Consider the following 17,911-nt stretch of genomic DNA (forward strand, 5'->3'; position numbering starts at 1 on the left):
CATTGATTAAGTAATTAAACCAAAATCACCCCATTATTTTTCTTATAAAAGCATAAAATTATTTACAATTTTTAAAAAAAATAACTAATGAAGTTTTAAGTTTAAACATAAAATCGCAGATTTTACCTAAATTTACAACAAAGCTTTGTAATTTGACACCAAAAGAAATTCTTTTTAAGTATTGGAATTATCCTTCTTTCAAAACGCCGCAAGAGGAAATCATCTCAAGCATTTTGGAAGGTAAAGATACGTTGGCAATTTTGCCGACTGGTGGCGGAAAATCTATCTGTTATCAAGTTCCAGCGATTATTTTTGATGGATTAACATTGGTCATTTCGCCGCTTATTGCGTTAATGAAAGATCAAGTTCAGAATTTACAATCAAAAGGAATTTCTACGGCATATATCACCAATGAAATTGATCAAAATACAATTGGGAAAATTTTGGACGATTGTCAAAACAACAAAATCAAATTATTATATGTTTCACCAGAGCGTTTGCAAAGTAGAATTTTTGTTGAACGATTGAAACAAATCAATATTAGTTTGCTTGCAGTTGACGAAGCGCATTGTGTTTCCGAATGGGGACATGATTTTCGACCTGCATATCATCGAATTTCGAGGTTAAAAACTATTCTTCCTAAAGTTCCAATCCTAGCGTTGACTGCAACAGCGACAGAAAAAATTCAGCAAGAAATTGTAGAAAAATTAGAGTTAGATAATCCCGAAGTATTTAAATCTTCTTTAAAAAGGGAAAATCTTTCGTACAATGTTTTTCTTTCAGCTGATAAGAAAAATGATTTGATTTATTATTTAAAAAAATATCCTGGTTCGAGTATTATTTTTGTTCGAAATCGAAAATTAACCTACGAAATTGCAAGTTTTTTAAGTCAAAATGGATTTGATGCCGATTTTTTTCACGCCAAATTAACCAAAGACGAAAAAGAGCAAAAACAGCAAGATTGGATGTTAAGTAATTCGCGAATTATGGTTTCGACAAATGCGTTTGGAATGGGAATAGACAAACCAAATGTTCGTACCGTTTTTCATATCGATTTGCCACAAGGAATAGAAGCGTATTACCAAGAAGTTGGGCGCGCTGGACGTGATGAACAGGAATCGTATGGAATTTATTTGTACAATCCTGATGATCGAATTCAAGCAGAAAATATTTTCAAAGCGAATTTACCTTCGCAACAAGATTTTATCAAAATTGGGAATTGTTTGTTTAGTCAATTGCAATTAGCGGAAGGCGAATTAACGGAAATGAATTATCAATTGGATCTTCCAAAATTTGCCGAAAAATTTGGTTTAAATCTTAAAATGGTTCTTCAATTTTTAGAGTTTTTAAATACGAAAGAAATCATTCAGCAAAAAAATTATTCACAAAATAGTAGCATTCAAATTTTGGCGTCACCACATTCGATTAATTTGAATGAAAACCGAATTTTTGATTATTTACAACGTCATTACCCTGGAATTTACACTTATAATAGAGAAATTTCGGAAAGTAAAATGGCGTTTGAATTGCATATGAGTATTGGCGACATTAGGAATAGCTTACACGAATATGCAAAAAATGGTTCTATTGATTATTCGGATCGATTTTTAGCGCGATTTAGATTTCTTGTTCCGCGCGATTCTAATGCGTTTAAAAATAAATTGTGGAAAGATTTCGAAGCAATTCAAGTGAATAATTGGAAACGTTTGCAAGCTATGGCTTATTATGCCGAACAAAATACAATTTGTAGAGAACGTTTATTATTTGGATATTTTAATCAAAAATCTGATCAAAATTGTGGTAAATGCGATGTTTGTCAATCCAAAAAACAAAATGAAAACTTTAATTCAACCGATTTAATTGAATATTTGAAAGAAGGTACAAAAACGCAAGCCGAAATCCTTTCAAAATTCATAAATTCGCCAAAAGATAAAATCGTCGAAGAATTGCAATATTTGATAGACGAAATGCGAGTTCAACCAATTGGATTCGATTCTTATAAACTAATAGAATAAAAATGCGAGTAGTCTTTATGGGTACGCCCGAATTTGCGGCGACATCTTTGAATGAAATCAATACAAATAGTCATCACGAAATAGTTGGAGTTGTTACTGTTCCAGATAAACCGTCTGGTAGAGGACAAAAAATGAATATTTCTGATGTCAAAAAATATGCAGTTGAACATAATTTGCCTTTGGCTCAACCAGAAAAATTACGAGACGAAGCTTTTATCGAAACATTAAAAAGCTGGAATGCTGATGTTTTTGTTGTTGTAGCTTTTCGTATGTTGCCACAAGTTGTTTGGTCAATTCCGTCGAAAGGAACATTCAATTTACACGGTTCACTTCTTCCTCAGTATCGCGGAGCTGCACCAATTAATTGGGCTGTGATGAATGGTGATCAGGAAACTGGAGTAACAACTTTCTTAATTGATGAAAAAATTGATACCGGAAATATCTTAATTTCTGATAAAGTAGAAATTGGAGAAAATGATAATGTTGGTAAAATTCATGACGAATTGATGCATATCGGTGCGAAATTAGTCGTGAAAACGTTGGATGGTTTAGAAAATGATTCATTAAAACCTCATCCGCAAGATGAAACAACAGAATTAAAACATGCTCCAAAAATCTTTAAGGAAGATTGTAAAATAGATTGGAACGATTCAATCAATACTATTCACAATAAGATTAGAGGACTTTCTCCTTATCCATGTGCATGGACAACTTTTGGAAATGGCGAAAATTATAAATCGTTAAAAATATATGCAGGTCTAAAAACGGATATTGTTGTTGAAGGAGAAGATTATCAATTAATTTTACAAAAAAATAACCTTTATATCAATCTACCTCAAGGAGTTTACGAAATTTTAGAACTTCAACCGGAAGGAAAGCGTCGTATGACAGCCAAAGATTTCATCAATGGACATCAAAACGAGGATACCTTATTCGTAAAATAAGTACTTATTTACTGATTTTTGACACAGATTTCATAAAATTTTGCATTTTTCTTGAAATTTTTTGCGTTGAAACTTGCACAAATAAAGGGAAAGAGTATATTTGTGTATAAATTAATTTAAAAAGTTACAACTATGAACAAATCAGAACTTATCGATGCGATTGCAGCTGACGCTGGAATTTCTAAAGAAGCTGCTAAAAAAGCCTTAAACTCATTTACAGAAAATGTAACTAAAGCTTTAGCAAAAGGAGACAAAGTTGCTTTAGTAGGATTCGGTACTTTCTCAACTTCTGAGAGAGCTGCAAGAACAGGTATCAACCCACAAACTAAAAAAGAAATTAAAATTGCTGCTAAAACAGTAGCTAAATTTAAAGCTGGATCTGAATTATCAGGAGCAGTTGATACAAAAAAGAAAAAATAATATTTCTGATACAATAAAAAAATCCACTCGTTTGAGTGGATTTTTTTTACGCCTTGAAATTTAATTAATTCTTCAAAAAAAATCCTTCAAGAATACTTGAAGGATTTTTACATTTTATCTAATATTGATTTAATTATCTTCTGTTAAATCTGTTTTGTACGTTTCTGGAATTGTAAAGTAATTCACTAAAATCGCAATAAAGATTAATATCAATGGATAAGCTAATCCTATATATGGTGACATAGCAGCCGAAACGATAATCGTACTTTTGATTAATTCCGTTACAAAAGTCGTTGCTCCACCAATAAATCCATTCCCCATATTTTGAGCAAATCCCATACTTGTGTAACGAATTTTAGTTGGGAAAATTTCTAACATAAATGCACCAAGCGGTCCGTAAGTTGCTGCACCAGCAATTGAAGTAATTAAACTTACAATAACAATTCCGACAAGCGTTAAATTCGAAATATCATGAACTTCTTTCAATCCTTCTGGATTTCCTAATTTCATGTACAAGAAAAATGATAATGGAATTAAGATAAAACTACAAATCATTCCTCCTAACATAACAGGTTTACGCCCGATTTTATCACTTAATGCTCCAAACCATTGATAGAAAAATGAACTAAATAATGTAGAACATAAAACAACAATTAAAACTGTTTCGTAAGGTAAATTAACCGCTCTTTGTAAAAAGAAAAGAGTTACGAATAATGTTGTTTGCATAATTGTACTTTGAGCAGCATTTCCTCCAAAAATTGCTTTCAACATCAATTTTACATTTCCTGGCGTTGTAAAAGCATCTTTAATTGGTGTTTTAGACGTTTTTCCTTCTTTTTTTAATTGTTCGAAAATTGGACTTTCATGTAAACGTTGACGAATAAAGTAACTCAAAATCACTAATATTCCACTAAATAAAAATGGAATTCTCCATCCGAAACTTGCAAAAGCCTCTTCTGATAAAAATGATTGTGTTAAGAAAACAACTGATAAACATAATAATAATCCAATTGGAACAGTTGCTTGAATAAATCCTGTATAAAATCCTCGCTTCTCTGCTGGCGCATGTTCTGCGACATAAATTACCGCACCTGCATATTCTCCACTAATTGCAAGTCCTTGCATAATGCGGCAAAACAATAATAAAACAGGAGCAAACCAACCTACACTATCAAAAGTTGGAATACAACCAATCAAGAATGTAGCTGCTCCCATCATAATTAAAGAAACTAAGAATGAATATTTTCTACCAATACGATCTCCAATACTTCCAAAAATTAATGATCCAATCGGACGGAACATAAATGATGAAACCACTACTGCAAGTGTTTCTAAGAAATGCGACGAACCATCGTTAGGAAATAATTGTGTTGATAATACACTAGCTAAGATGATTGCCAAGAACATATCGTACCATTCGATTAAGGTTCCGACAGATGATGCTAAAATAATTTGGAAAATATTATCCTTCTTCGCTACTGTTTGCGAAGTATCTAAAGTATTTGTACTCATGTTTTTTGTGTAATATTAGAAGTTAAATAATGTTGTCAGTTGAAATCTATTGTTATTTGCTAAATATTTATTTTCGGTTCCCGTACCTTTTATCGTCGCATCTGCCCATTGCGCTGTGCTTCGATCATATTCTAATCTAAATTTTAAGGCTTTGCTTAAGGTAAGATCTAAACGAGGAACTACTTTGTACAAATAATTTACAGTGCGTGTACCTGGAGTTGCCGAAATTGCGCCCCAATTTGTCGTTACACCATAAGATATTGATGCAATTGCTCCTTCTACTGGATTTTTCACACCATTATTTCTAACATAACCTGCAAATAGTCCGAACGAAAATTTACCTGTTGAGTTTTGTTGCAAATCAATCCACATACTATGCGTATTCATTGGTTTATATGTTTCAACAGCCGTCGGACTTGTTTGATATCCTACAATTCCACCAAGTTGTACAAAAGACGACGCATCTTGCATCAAATATCCAGCGAAAGTTACTTGTAAAGGTTTTGTATTTAACTTAGAATAAGCCATAAACGAAACATTTTCAACTCGTTCATTAGACTTAACAGGAGGATTTCCTGAAGATAATTTTGGCTTCAAATTTTCATATTGCGCACCAATTCCGGCAGTAAAAACTTGTGATTTATATTGAAATTGAAGATGAGCCGCTGGCATTCCACTATTTCGAAAGGGCTCTGTATTTGGAGTAAAATCTCGTTGAGAATGTAAAGCAGCAATAACTTTAAATTTGTCTGTGAATTTATGCGTTAAACGAACTTGAGGATTACGATTTAAAGCATAAACAGGCGCACCAGTTCCATAATTTGCAACATTTGGCAAAGCTTCTAACACAACGAAAGGATGCCAATATTGTCCAATCCCTAATTGCGTTTTCTCCCAATCCAACATCACATATGCGTGACGCAAACGAAACTCGTTGATTCCTCCTTCTGTTGCTCCAAAAAATTCTCCCTCTAAAATACCAGAAGTTTTAGCCCCAAGTAATTCTGGACCTTTCAAATTAACGCCAGCTCTCGAAACAATCGACAACATGTGAAATTTAGAAGCTGCATTGATATCAGCACCGTTTACATCCGATAAACGATCTTTTGGATAAAGCGGAACCAAAGCCTCTCCTGCTCCAATCATTTGACGCGTATCCATAAAAATATCATTCCTGATAAATCCATAAAACTGCACATCAACTTTGTCTTTGTTTTCTCTTGGTTGTATTAATTCTAATTTTTCTACAACCACACTATCTGTCGTTTTCTGTTGAGCAGAGACATAGCTATAGCTGCAAAATATAGCTAGACAAGCCAATTTTGTTAAATTTTTACTCATTTTTTTGTGATAATTTGAACGACTAAAATAATCAAAAGAAAAAAACTAACAAATGTTCGTTAATCATTTTTTAATAATTTTTCAAAGCTTTATTAAATTCATCATATGTTTAAATATTTTTTGAGAAATAGATATTTTGAAATAAGTTTTGGAAAGAAATTTTGAGAATTTGGCAATTTAATTAGTGTACGAAATACACTTTACTAGATTTCTTTAGGGAGTATTTTTTTAAAAAATCGAGAGAAGAATAGTTGTTTCAACAAATGAGGAGAAAGTTAGACTTCTCTCGTAGTTTTAGTTTTAAAAATGTATGCAAATTTATTGATTACAGAATTTTCTTCAGTATAATTAACAATAAGCTTATGTTAAATTATAAAAAAAAGAATTTTTCTTAATTATATTTGCTATCCTCTACACTATTTTTAAATTTAATGTAGAATTATTCAGTCAATCATATTAAATAAATTATATTTTTATCAAAATCGGATTACATTGTTCAAATAAAATTTAATTTTTTAAGATTTTTTAAGATTTTTTTTTAGAAAAATCTTAAATGTTGGGGCTATTTTTGCTTTGCAAATTACAGCTATGCAAACAAACATTAAAATACACTCATTAACTTATGTTGATTTGGAAGAATTATCATCTTTATATAATCTTTCTTATCAAAATTATTACGTTTCTATCAACCTTTCGACTGAACAATTTCAGGGAAAATTAAAAATGGAAGATATCAATCTTGATTATTCTATAGGTGCTAGTATTGATGGAAAATTAATTGGCTTTTTACTTTACGGAATTCGAAATTATAACGATGTAAAAACAGCCTATATTGGTGGAACAGGAGTTTCTCCTGAACATCGCGGAAAAAAAATAACACAACAAATGTTAGATTTTAGTTTTCCCAAATTGAAAGAACATCAAGTGAAAAACATATTTTTAGAGGTAAATACTAAAAATGATTTTGCAATTAACGCTTACGAAGCTTGTGGTTTTGAAAAAACAAGAACCTTAAATAGTTACAAAGGAATTCCTATTTTGGTCGTAAATCCGTTACATGAAATTGTAGAATTTAGTGATTTAGATTTGATTACAAGTGAAAACTTTTGGGACATAAAACCTACTTGGAAAAATGATATTCAAAGTGTAAAAAATATCATCGAAGATTGTCAAATAAATGGAATTTATGAAGATGGAATTTTAGTTGCTTACAAAATTATCAACAAAAATAATACACGTATTTATCAATTTGGTGTTCATCACGATTATAGAAATCGTTATTTAGCTTCCATCCTTTTCAGCGATTTGAAGAACAAAGAAATTAAAATGATTAATGTTGACGAAAGAGAAATCTCTACAAATGATTTTATTCAATCAATGGGATTAGAATTGTACGACAAACAATACGAAATGAAAAAAGAATTATAAATCAAAGCCTCTATTTTAGAGGCATTTTTTGTATATTATATTCAAATATTTCTACTCAATTCTCAACTTATTCAAATTACTTCGATAACTTTCTAATAATAAACTTTCGGTTACATAACCTTCAAATTTACCTTTTTTAGTGAGTAAAATATAATCTATTTTTTTTGCTTCCATCATTTTCATCACGTTAGCAGCATTCGTAAAAATAGATGTCGAAGTTGCTTCTGTTATACATTCTAAGTAACTTTTATCAATATTATCATTAAAAATAAATGATCGAATATTATCTAAAACTATAATTCCATGAATCGATTTATCTTCATTGAGGACTGGAATAAAATCTTGTGTTGTAGTAGAAAAAATTTCTTTTATATCTTCAATTGAATTGTAAACCGTCAATGTTTTGATATTCTTGATATAAATCGAAAACAAATCAATTTTATTAAACAAATTTCGGTCTTTATCAGATGTAAAAACAATTCCTTTTTCTGCTATTGCGTATATATCCATCGAATATTTGTCGTATCGTTTTGAAATTGCAAAACTTATCGAAGAAACAATCATTAAGGGAATAATTAATCCATAACCTCCCGTAATTTCGGCAATTAGGAAAATTGCTGTTAATGGCGCATGAAATAACCCACTTAAAACAGCTGCCATTCCAACAACAGTAAAATTACCGACTGGAACTTCTTTGAAACCGATTAAATTAAAGAATTTTGCAACGAAAAAACCAAGATATGACCCAACAAATAACGAAGGCGCGAAGTTTCCTCCGTTTCCTCCACTTCCTAAAGTTAAACCTGTTGCAATAGATTTGATTAAAATTGTGACAAAAACAAATCCTAAAACTATCCATTGATTCGTTCTAAAACTCTCTAACAATGAATTATTTAAAATAAAACCAGCTTCATCATTTGCTAAATATTTTATACTCTCATAACCTTCACCAAATAATGTTGGGAAAAAGAAAATCAATATTGCTAAACTTCCCGCTCCAACAATCGCTCGCCAATATACATTATCCGAATAATTCCCTATCAAATGTTCAACTTTACGAAATAATCGAGCATGGTAAACTGAAACAAACCCCGCTAAAACACCCAAAATCACATAGAAAATAACATTATGATAATCAAATCCTAACGCATAACGAAAGGATAATAACATATTGCTTTTTAATGTTAAATTGGCAATTAAAGCTCCTGTTGCAGAAGATAACAATAAAGGAATAAAAGCAGTAACACTCATATCCGCTAATACAATCTCTATCGCGAACAAAACACCTGCAATTGGTGCATTGAATGCAGTCGCAATACCAGCTGCAACACCACAAGCCAACAAAAGTGTTCTTTCTTTGTATTTGAATCTGTAATATTGTGCATAATTAGAACCAAAAGCTGCACCAGTAATTGTAATTGGAGATTCTAAACCAGCCGAACCACCCATACCAACTGTTAAGGAACTCGTTAAAATCTGAGCATACATCTGTTTTTTAGGCATTATTCCAGACTTTTTAGCTACAGCAATCATAATTTGAGAAGTTCCCTTTTCTATCGAACCATCCAAAAATTTCTGCACAACAAAAACCGTCAACAAAATACCTATAATTGGCAATATACTATTGATATAAGGTAGTTTGACTAAATTATTAATATAAATAGTAAATTGAAAAACATTGTGCGCAAAAGTTTTTAGCACAATCACTGCAAAAGCAGATGAAATAGCTACTAAAATACACGATAAATACAAAAATTGTCGCTCTGATAAAACCAATTTTAACAGGTTCAACAAGTTTTGAAAAAAATTAAATGATTTTTTAATGTATTGAAAAAACTTTTGTTTTGTAGAAAGTCGCATACTTCAAAAATAGTGTACCTTTTGTTTATTGCCTAATTTAACTGCCACGAATTACACAAAAAGTAAACCAATAATACATAAAAGAATAAAATTTTTGAGAAAAAATCATTTCTATCATTTTAACTATTTCAAATTGATTATTTTTACTATTAAGCACACTAATATGAAACTATTTACTTTTCTTCTTTTATTTATTTTTTTGTTGAATTCTTGCGAATCAACTAAAACTTCTGCTGATAAACCAAGTTTTGATTTTTTGGTTGGAGAATGGATTAGAACAAATGAAAAATCGGATCGAAAAACGTATGAAAACTGGAAAAAAGTTGATAAAAACACTTTTTTAGGTTGCGGGTTTACAATCAAAAATAATGATACAATTTCGCAGGAACATCTTACTATCACAAAGATTGATGATAAATGGATATTGAAAGTTAATTTGGACAAAACTAAAAAAGAGACAACTGATTTTGAGTTAATCAATTCTGATAGAAATTCGTTTACATTAGAAAATCAAGAGAATGATTTTCCTAAACTTATCAAATATTGGAAAATTGGTCATCAGTTAAAAGCTGAAATTAGCAATGATGAATCAAGTAAAATTGCTTTTACTTTTGAAAAAGTAAAAAAATAATTAAGCAACATTTGTGATCATCGCGTAAGCAAACGTTAGAACAGATAAAATAGTTCCAATCATAAAAATTGTGTAGGTTATGCTTAACAAACGATATTTTCGTTCCAAAACTTTTCCTAAATAATACAAATCCCTTGTCAAAGAAGTATATACATAATCTCTGTCTTTCATCAACTCTTGCATAGCATCATCGTAGGCTTCAAGTGACATTTGATAAAAATTACCAAAGAAAAGCAAATTCACTTTTTTGTTTTTGACATCTTCTTCGTTAAAACTTTCGTATGTTACATTTGGTTTAGTTGCTAAAATTGCAAAAATAATTGAAACAACACTTGATAAAAGCATTACAATTGAAGGTAAAAGTAAATACTCATTCTTTGGACTTCCTAACTTTGGAACCAAAGTAGAAAGTGCAATCGAAATCACGATCGCGTTTACAGACAATAAAATATTGGCTTTACTATCAGCAATATCACTTAAACGAGTATGATTGTTCAACGTTACACGAAAAAGTGTATCAACACCACGATCTGGTTGTTGAATCTTATCGTTTTTCTTTTTCTTGATTTCATACTTATTGGGAATATCACCAATCAACTCTATCTCTTTGATTTTATTTTGGGTAAAGATCAAATTTTCTTCTTTTCCTTTCTGCCAAAGCTTTTTTGCGGCATCCGTATAAAAATGATGTATGTTTAGAAAAAAATTTCTATTCTCTACATGCCATTCATAATCAGAAAATTCTTTGTGACATATTTTAGCTATTTCATCACGTAATAACTCAGAAATTTTAGGATATTCAGTTTGTCCTAAATGATAGTTATCTGCATCTTTTACAATTGCTTCACCTATATTTTTTGGAACATTATTTAGCGCTGTGATTAAAATATAATCTTGGACTTCTTTGATGTAATTTTCGTCAAAATTATGCTCAATCAAATACTCTTTTGCAATGTTTGCACTCTCACTTTCATGCCCTTGCACGATTTTTGTGTAACCCGTATCATGAAACCAACCCGCTATTAATAATTTTTCTCGTAAATCTGTAGATATTTGCTCATCAGTAGACAACGTTTTTATTGCTTCTACAACTTTTACGGTATGCATAAAATTATGATACGTAAAATCTAAAGAAAGATTATCTTTGAACAGATTGAAAACATAGTTTTCTATATTTAATAACAATTGGTTCATCACAAGTTTTTAACGCTTAAATGTATGAAATTATTACCAACACTAAACAACAAAAAATTGAATTATCCTTTTTTGGCTTTAGTAGGTTCTTGCCTTTATATGACATCTTGCGCTACGCAACATCCTCAATATGGGAAAAACATTAAGACAGAAAAAGTACAAAATGTAGAAGGAAATAAAATTCAATCTATCTATTTAATAGGCGATGCAGGAGATCTTGATCAACCAAAAAATAAACAAAATTTAGAAATTTTAAAGAATCAATTAGCGAAAGCTGACTCTTCTTCTTATCTTTTCTTTTTAGGTGATAATGTTTACGAAAATGGAATTGTAACGGATTCTACAAAAGCTGAATATACAACAAGTAGAGAGAAACTTCAATTTCAGATTGATTTAGCGAAAGAATTTAAAGGAAAAACCCTTTTTATTCCAGGAAATCATGATTGGCGAAATGGTGTAAAAGGATTAAAAGAACAAGAAAAATTAGTCAAAAAACAATTGGGTAATAAAAAATCATTTTTACCAAAAGATGCGTGTCCAATTGATAAAATAAATGTAAATGATAGTATCGGAATTATTGCGATAGATTCTGAATGGTATTTGCAAGATTGGGACAAACATCCTGGTCTAAATGAAAAATGTGATATCAAATCGCGAGAAGCTTTCTTCGAAGAATTAGAATCGCAGTTGAACAAATATCAAAACAGAACAACTGTTATCACAATGCATCATCCGCTATATTCGAACGGAACACATGGTGGACAATTTGATTTCAAAAAACAGTTTTATCCATTAGGAGATAATTTCAAAGTTCCATTACCGGTAATCGGATCTTTTATTAATTTATTAAGAAGTACAACAGGTCTTAGTCCTCAAGATGTTAATAATTTCAAATACAGAGAAATGGCTTCTCGTATTGCAACACTTATCGAAAATAGAAATAATGTAATTGTTGTTTCTGGACACGATCACAACTTGCAATATATTCAACAAAACAATGTCAAACAAATTATCAGCGGTTCTGGTTCTAAAAAAGAATCTGCAAAAGCGGTTGGTAAAAACGATTTTTCTTACGGAGATAATGGTTTTGTTGTACTAGATTTATATGATAATGGCGCTTCTAAAGCTAATTTCTATGGTTTTAAAGACGATGGAATCGAATTATTATTAACAAAACAAATTACAGAAAAGAAAAAGGAATATTTGGCACAAGTTTATGATGATAAAAAAATGCCAAAAACGAAAGAAACAAGTGTATATCCATTAGAAGTTACACGTAAATCTGATCCGTATAAATTCTTTTTTGGTCGCCATTATCGTCGAACATATGGTCAAACAATTACTGCTAATACCGTTAATTTAAGTCAGCTAAATGGAGGTTTAACCCCAGTTAGAATGGGTGGTGGACATCAAACGCAAAGTTTGAGATTGACAAATGCAAAAGGTGAAGAATACAATATGCGATCGGTGAAGAAAAGTGCCACCCAATTTATTCAGCAAGTTGCATTTAAAAATAAATATGTTGCAGATGAATTTGAAGATTCATTCACAGAGAAATTTTTGATGGATTTCTATACAACCAATCATCCATATTATCCATTAACAGTTGCTAATTTGATGAAACCTATCAATATTATGCATTCTACACCAAAATTATATTATGTTCCGAAACAAGAAGCCTTGAAAGAATATAATGAGAATTTTGGTGATGAATTATACATGATAGAAGAGCGACCAATGTCTGGGTATCAAGATGGTGTTTTCGGAAAACCAAAAGATATTGTTAGTACAGATGATATGTTGGCTGCAATTCACAAAAACAAAGATGTTGTTGTAGATAAACAAGCCTACATTCGTGCTCGACTTTTTGATATGTTAGTTGGTGATTGGGATCGACATTCTGATCAATGGCGTTGGGGCGTTTACAAAGAAAATAATCAAACTGTTTACAAACCAATTCCACGTGATAGAGATCAAGCATTTCCACGTTATGACGGACTTTTCTTTCATTTGATTATGAAAATTCCTCCGCTTAGACATATGCAAGATTACAAAGATGATATCAAAAGTGTAAAATGGTTCAACAGAGAACCTTACCCGTTGGATTTAGCCATTTTAGAATCATCCAATCTTGATTTATGGAAAAAAGAAGCAAAATATATTCAAGATAATTTGAGTGATGATTATATCAAACAATCATTTGAATTAATTCCTGAAGAAACAAAACAAGAATATGATCAAGAAGTCATTAATAATCTTATTGCCCGAAAATCTAAATTAGAGAAATTTGCTGAAGAATATAATAAAGTTCTTCGCAAATTAATCATTCTGAAAGGAACAGATGAAGATGAAGATTTTGTGATAACTCGTTTACCAAAAGGAAAAACAAATGTAAAAATCTATTCAGGACAAGATCGAACTTTAATTCTTTATGAAGATTTTGATAAAAAAGAAACGAAAGAAATTCGTTTATACGGATTAAACGGAAAAGATAAATTCAAGGTTGAAGGAAAACCAAATAACGCTATTTTAGTTCGTATTATTGGAGGAATAGATGACGATATTTACGAAGTAAAACGTTCTGCAAAAGTAAAAGTATATGATTATGCAAATGGAAGTGACGCATCGGAATCTACCTTTTTAACCTCGAAAAATTTTGTCAACGATTACGAGGTTAATACATACGATTACAAACAACCGATGTATAATTTCTTTACTATGTTACCTAATATTGGCTACAATCCTGATGACGGAATAAAAATTGGTTTATCGCCAACCTACACTGTCAACGGTTTTGATCGTAAACCATATTCGCAACGTCACAATTTGCAATTAAGTTATTATTTTGCGACAGGCGGTTGGGATGCAAAATACAAAGGAACCTTTACAAAAGCTTTGGGCAAATGGAATTTAGACCTTAATGCTGCTTACACGAGTCCAACTTATAGTACAAATTTCTTTGGCTTAGGAAACGAAACCGTGAATAATCAAGAAGAAATTGGAATGGATTATAACCGTGTTCGATTAGAAAGTTATAGTATTGGACCATCTATTTTCAAGATTATGAATAACAATGGTCGTTTAGATTTTTCTGCAATTTATAGTTACAAAAAGATTGAAGAGAATAAAGATCGTATCGTCGAAGATTTACCATCAATTAATAGAGACGTTTTCAAAGGACAACATTTCGGAGAAATTGGAGCAAAATATTTGTTCAAAAATTACGATAACGAATCATTACCAAAATTAGGCATGACATTTTTAGCTAATGCGAAATGGATTTCTAACTTGACAGATTTTGAACGTAATCATTTTTACACAGAACTTAATTTAGGTTTTACGCACAAAATTTCTGCAAATGGAAGATTAACAGTTGCTTCTATGCTAAAAGGAAAAGCAGTTTGGGGTAATTTTATGGAATTCTACCAAATGGCTAATTTAGGTGGAGATCAAGATTTACGTGGTTATCGATTAGGTCGTTTTGCTGGAGACAAAGTTTTCTTACAAACATCTGATTTACGATTTGATGCTTTACGTTTCAAAGCAGTTGTTCCATTGCGATTAGGCGTTTTTGTTGGAGCTGATTATGGACGAGTTTGGTTAAACGGAGAAGACTCAAATAAATGGCATTCATCTATGGGTGGTGGACTTTGGATAAACGGAGCACAATCTATTACCGCAACAGTTTCATACTTTAAAGGTGAAGATCCAGGGCGAATCGTTTTTGGTTTGAATTTCGGATTTTAACATATAAAAAAATAACCTTCAAAAATTTGAAGGTTATTTTTTTTGTACATATTTCTTGATTGCTTGCATCATATTTATCCACGCATTCTCTGAATGTGAGCGTTCAAAATCATCCGCAAAATCTTTTCCTTCAATTGATAGATAAGTAAAATTACCTGAAGATTTTAGATTAAAAATTACTTCAATCTCATGGTTTGTATTTTGTTTTTTATAATTATATCGCAAACGTTCATTCTCCATAATAGATGTAATCAAAGCTTCATCTACCAACGTTTCATTATTTTTTAGCGTTACAAACTTTATCTTCTCTCCTACTTTCCATTCGTTACAAGTCATTTTTATATTTTCAAAACATTCATTAAATGCTTGTTCATCTGTCAAAACTTTCCAAATATTTTCGACAGTACTATCTATCGAAATATTAAGCAATACATCATCTTTTTCCATTCTTTATTCTTCTATTTTTGTATATTTTTCGAGTTTATTTTTATAATTAATCGAAACTCTAATTGCTTGCAAACCACTTATACCTTGCAAATCATCAATTTCCAAATATTCAACATCTTTTTTCAAAAATTTCTTATCAATTAATAAATTGATATAATTTGAGTATTCTTCTTTTAGGATAACTTCGGTATAAATAATACAAATTTTGTGTGGCAAATTGATTCGTTCATTTGTTCCTTTCACAAAAGCTTTACTCAATCTTTTCTTGATTATTTCATATTTTGCATTGTTATATCCATTAACATCAAAACGTTTCTCATCTAATTTGAACAAAATATCTAAAGTGGTATTCGTTGCAAAAATCAACGAAGCAACCTCAACTTTTAATGGTGTTTTTTTCTGAATTTCTTTGTAAGATTGTTCCAAAGCTATCATCGCTTGTAGTTGCCAATATCTAATTTCTCGAATATTTTGATAGGAGAATTTTTTGAACGGCGCAATACTTCGTCCAACATACAAATTATAATCAATTCCATCTGTCTTGAAACGTTCGTAATAATGCGGAAATACACCTTGAGCATCTTTCTGAAAAGTATCTAATTTGTTCGACAAAAGTGAATTTGTCATTACAATTGTTTGGTCAAATTTTTTGCGATCAACATAAAATAATCCCGTTGTAGAATCTAATTTTTTTAGATATTCTTCGATAATCGATTTCTCATCATCCTTTACATATTTGGGAATTTCAGGATGAATATGCAACGTAATGTAATCAAATAATTCACTTTCGAAATAGATTTTATCTACATTATCTATTCGTTGCAAAAAATCAGTCAAATCGTCACTATAATCCAAAAATTTATTCTTTTTTGTACGATTATATAACTCGTTACAAATCAAAATCAAGTAATTAATCTGATTCGTGTAATCCTTTTTTAAACATTGATTTCGAATCACTGACGAATTTCTCACATCCAATTCACCATAAATTGGATATACATTTTGAAAAGAAATCTGCGATTTTTGTTTTCTGTTTCCCGGATGCAATATGTGTTCGCGAGCTTTTTCTCTAAATTTCCAATCTACACTTGGATGCAACGACGTATATTCGGTTTGTATATAAGCATTGATTTGATTCTCAAACTCTACCGTATAACGGTAAATAGATTCTTCTAAAAGAGGCGTGATTTCGCGCAAAAGGTTTGCATTAATTCGATTGAAAACTCCAGCTTCTTTCGAGCCTATTTCTAAAATACCTAAATGAGATTTTCCGTTTTTCAATGGATAAAGAATCAAACTTTTCAGACCAGATTCATTTGCCATTCTCAACATTTTATCTTGCGGAAACTTCTCCAAAGCTGCGTCAATATTAGAAACAACATAATAATCTGATTTCGATATTTTGTTCTCTAAATCAGCACAAAAAACTTCATTCAGTTTTATTTTTTTATGATTATCAATCAGTAAACTATCATTCAATTGTAATAAATGACTAATTTCTAATTGATTTTTATCCGAATTATAAGCTGAAAAACCGACTTCTAAATTATTGATCCTAAAAATAGATTTTAATGCAGAAATAATATCATTTCGAACAATATTAAAAGGTTCTCCATAAGATAATAATTTAGATTTTAAGTTAGAAAGTGCAATTTCAGTCGTATTGTCAAAAAATGAAACAAGATTAAACCCTTTTGCAATCCAAGATCCAATTGGAATTTTTCTCATCCACAAAGCTGTATCTTCATAATTATTCAACAACTCTTCAATTTCATCTTCAGTCAATTTAAATTTATCTTCAGATGGATAAATACGAAAATAATCATGGTTTATATCAGTACCAAGATAAGTTCTGTAGCCATTTTGATTGTCTATCACCAACTGATTTGATAAATTAAAATCTAAATTTTTATGATAATATTTTGATAAGATAAAGCAACAACAAAACTTATATAATGTATCATAATCTAAATCTTCGAAATTGAATTTTAATCGCGATTCATTATTATTAATCAACTCTTTAAGTCGATCCGTTGCAAAAATAAATTTATCTGAAAAGGGAAAAGTTATCGCTTTTAAATTATATTTTACAAATGGTTTTGGAATAATTTTCTCAATAATTGGCTCAACATCTTTAATAATTTTCTGAAAATCTTCAAATGTTTCAACACCATCAATCAACTCTGGTCGAGTAGCTTTCAGATATTCTAAAAAAGCTTTAAACTCTCCAAAGTTGTATTCAGATCGTTCTAATTCTTCAATCAGCGATTGGAACGAGTAAATAATTTTGATGGGTAATTTATCGATAAAATTTTCTTTCATATATGATTTAAAAATAACAAAAGACTACTAATAAAGCAGTCTTCAAGTTA

General features: G+C 30.5%; 12 protein-coding genes. 6 read left to right on the top strand and 6 right to left on the bottom strand.

The features are described 5' to 3' along the window. Window positions 1–152 precede the first annotated feature (152 nt). The 3 genes from B4J88_RS09920 to B4J88_RS09930 all read left to right on the top strand — a co-directional run bounded on the left by B4J88_RS09920 (window position 153) and on the right by B4J88_RS09930 (window position 3,379). Window positions 153–2,015 (top strand): RecQ family ATP-dependent DNA helicase, encoded by a 1,863-nt coding sequence (locus B4J88_RS09920; RefSeq protein WP_125349839.1) that lies wholly within the window; start codon window positions 153–155, stop codon window positions 2,013–2,015. Between the two features lie 2 nt (window positions 2,016–2,017). Further along, window positions 2,018–2,959 carry a methionyl-tRNA formyltransferase gene (gene fmt, locus B4J88_RS09925; RefSeq protein WP_257468211.1) on the top strand — a complete coding sequence of 314 codons (942 nt, stop codon included), beginning with the start codon at window positions 2,018–2,020 and terminating at the stop codon, window positions 2,957–2,959. Window positions 2,960–3,091: 132 nt separating this feature from the next. Then, a complete protein-coding gene (locus B4J88_RS09930; protein ID WP_019975917.1) occupies window positions 3,092–3,379 on the top strand; it encodes an HU family DNA-binding protein in 288 nt (95 codons plus the stop codon). A 129-nt stretch (window positions 3,380–3,508) separates the two neighbouring features. Here B4J88_RS09930 and B4J88_RS09935 read toward each other — a convergent pair whose 3' ends face one another. Together B4J88_RS09935 and B4J88_RS09940 are read right to left on the bottom strand one after the other, a co-directional pair. Then, entirely contained in the window at window positions 3,509–4,891 is a 1,383-nt protein-coding gene (locus B4J88_RS09935; RefSeq protein WP_115000785.1) for an MFS transporter, read from the bottom strand. A gap of 15 nt (window positions 4,892–4,906) precedes the next feature. Beyond that, a complete protein-coding gene (locus B4J88_RS09940) occupies window positions 4,907–6,232 on the bottom strand; it encodes a DcaP family trimeric outer membrane transporter (protein ID WP_291067507.1) in 1,326 nt (441 codons plus the stop codon). A gap of 588 nt (window positions 6,233–6,820) precedes the next feature. Between B4J88_RS09940 and B4J88_RS09945 the strand changes: the two genes are divergently transcribed. Next, entirely contained in the window at window positions 6,821–7,660 is an 840-nt protein-coding gene (locus tag B4J88_RS09945; protein ID WP_291061630.1) for a GNAT family N-acetyltransferase, read from the top strand. A gap of 51 nt (window positions 7,661–7,711) precedes the next feature. On the opposite strand, the gene B4J88_RS09950 is transcribed toward B4J88_RS09945, so the two are convergent. Then, complete coding sequence (locus B4J88_RS09950; protein WP_125349835.1) at window positions 7,712–9,520, bottom strand: chloride channel protein; 1,809 nt, start codon at window positions 9,518–9,520, stop codon at window positions 7,712–7,714. Between the two features lie 163 nt (window positions 9,521–9,683). Between B4J88_RS09950 and B4J88_RS09955 the strand changes: the two genes are divergently transcribed. Beyond that, on the top strand, window positions 9,684–10,151 hold the full coding sequence (locus B4J88_RS09955) for a DUF6265 family protein (RefSeq protein WP_219034918.1): 468 nt from the start codon (window positions 9,684–9,686) through the stop codon (window positions 10,149–10,151). Here the strand turns inward: B4J88_RS09955 and B4J88_RS09960 are convergent, their stop codons facing one another. Then, complete coding sequence (locus tag B4J88_RS09960; RefSeq protein WP_219034917.1) at window positions 10,152–11,345, bottom strand: Pycsar system effector family protein; 1,194 nt, start codon at window positions 11,343–11,345, stop codon at window positions 10,152–10,154. 24 nt (window positions 11,346–11,369) lie between these two features. On the opposite strand from B4J88_RS09960, the gene B4J88_RS09965 reads away from it, so the two are divergent. Then, complete coding sequence (locus tag B4J88_RS09965) at window positions 11,370–15,092, top strand: metallophosphoesterase (RefSeq protein WP_291067509.1); 3,723 nt, start codon at window positions 11,370–11,372, stop codon at window positions 15,090–15,092. Between the two features lie 33 nt (window positions 15,093–15,125). Here the strand turns inward: B4J88_RS09965 and B4J88_RS09970 are convergent, their stop codons facing one another. Beyond that, window positions 15,126–15,539 (bottom strand): SRPBCC domain-containing protein, encoded by a 414-nt coding sequence (locus tag B4J88_RS09970; RefSeq protein ID WP_291067511.1) that lies wholly within the window; start codon window positions 15,537–15,539, stop codon window positions 15,126–15,128. 3 nt (window positions 15,540–15,542) lie between these two features. Further along, window positions 15,543–17,861, bottom strand: coding sequence for a hypothetical protein (locus B4J88_RS09975; protein WP_291067513.1), 2,319 nt, complete (start codon window positions 17,859–17,861; stop codon window positions 15,543–15,545). Between the last annotated feature and the right edge of the window lie 50 nt (window positions 17,862–17,911).

The organism is Empedobacter sp. UBA5036 (assembly GCF_002415215.1).
Classification (GTDB): Bacteria; Bacteroidota; Bacteroidia; order Flavobacteriales; family Weeksellaceae; genus Empedobacter; species Empedobacter falsenii_B.

What these genes read in the sequence shown, in the direction of transcription:
- fmt (WP_257468211.1), top strand. Translation starts at nt 2,018, where the DNA reads ATGCGAGTAGTCTTTATGGGTACGCCCGAATTTGCGGCGACATCTTTG.
- B4J88_RS09930 (WP_019975917.1), top strand. Translation starts at nt 3,092, where the DNA reads ATGAACAAATCAGAACTTATCGATGCGATTGCAGCTGACGCTGGAATT.
- B4J88_RS09935 (WP_115000785.1), bottom strand. Translation starts at nt 4,891, where the DNA reads ATGAGTACAAATACTTTAGATACTTCGCAAACAGTAGCGAAGAAGGAT.
- B4J88_RS09940 (WP_291067507.1), bottom strand. Translation starts at nt 6,232, where the DNA reads ATGAGTAAAAATTTAACAAAATTGGCTTGTCTAGCTATATTTTGCAGC.
- B4J88_RS09945 (WP_291061630.1), top strand. Translation starts at nt 6,821, where the DNA reads ATGCAAACAAACATTAAAATACACTCATTAACTTATGTTGATTTGGAA.
- B4J88_RS09950 (WP_125349835.1), bottom strand. Translation starts at nt 9,520, where the DNA reads ATGCGACTTTCTACAAAACAAAAGTTTTTTCAATACATTAAAAAATCA.
- B4J88_RS09955 (WP_219034918.1), top strand. Translation starts at nt 9,684, where the DNA reads ATGAAACTATTTACTTTTCTTCTTTTATTTATTTTTTTGTTGAATTCT.
- B4J88_RS09960 (WP_219034917.1), bottom strand. Translation starts at nt 11,345, where the DNA reads ATGAACCAATTGTTATTAAATATAGAAAACTATGTTTTCAATCTGTTC.
- B4J88_RS09965 (WP_291067509.1), top strand. Translation starts at nt 11,370, where the DNA reads ATGAAATTATTACCAACACTAAACAACAAAAAATTGAATTATCCTTTT.
- B4J88_RS09970 (WP_291067511.1), bottom strand. Translation starts at nt 15,539, where the DNA reads ATGGAAAAAGATGATGTATTGCTTAATATTTCGATAGATAGTACTGTC.
- B4J88_RS09975 (WP_291067513.1), bottom strand. Translation starts at nt 17,861, where the DNA reads ATGAAAGAAAATTTTATCGATAAATTACCCATCAAAATTATTTACTCG.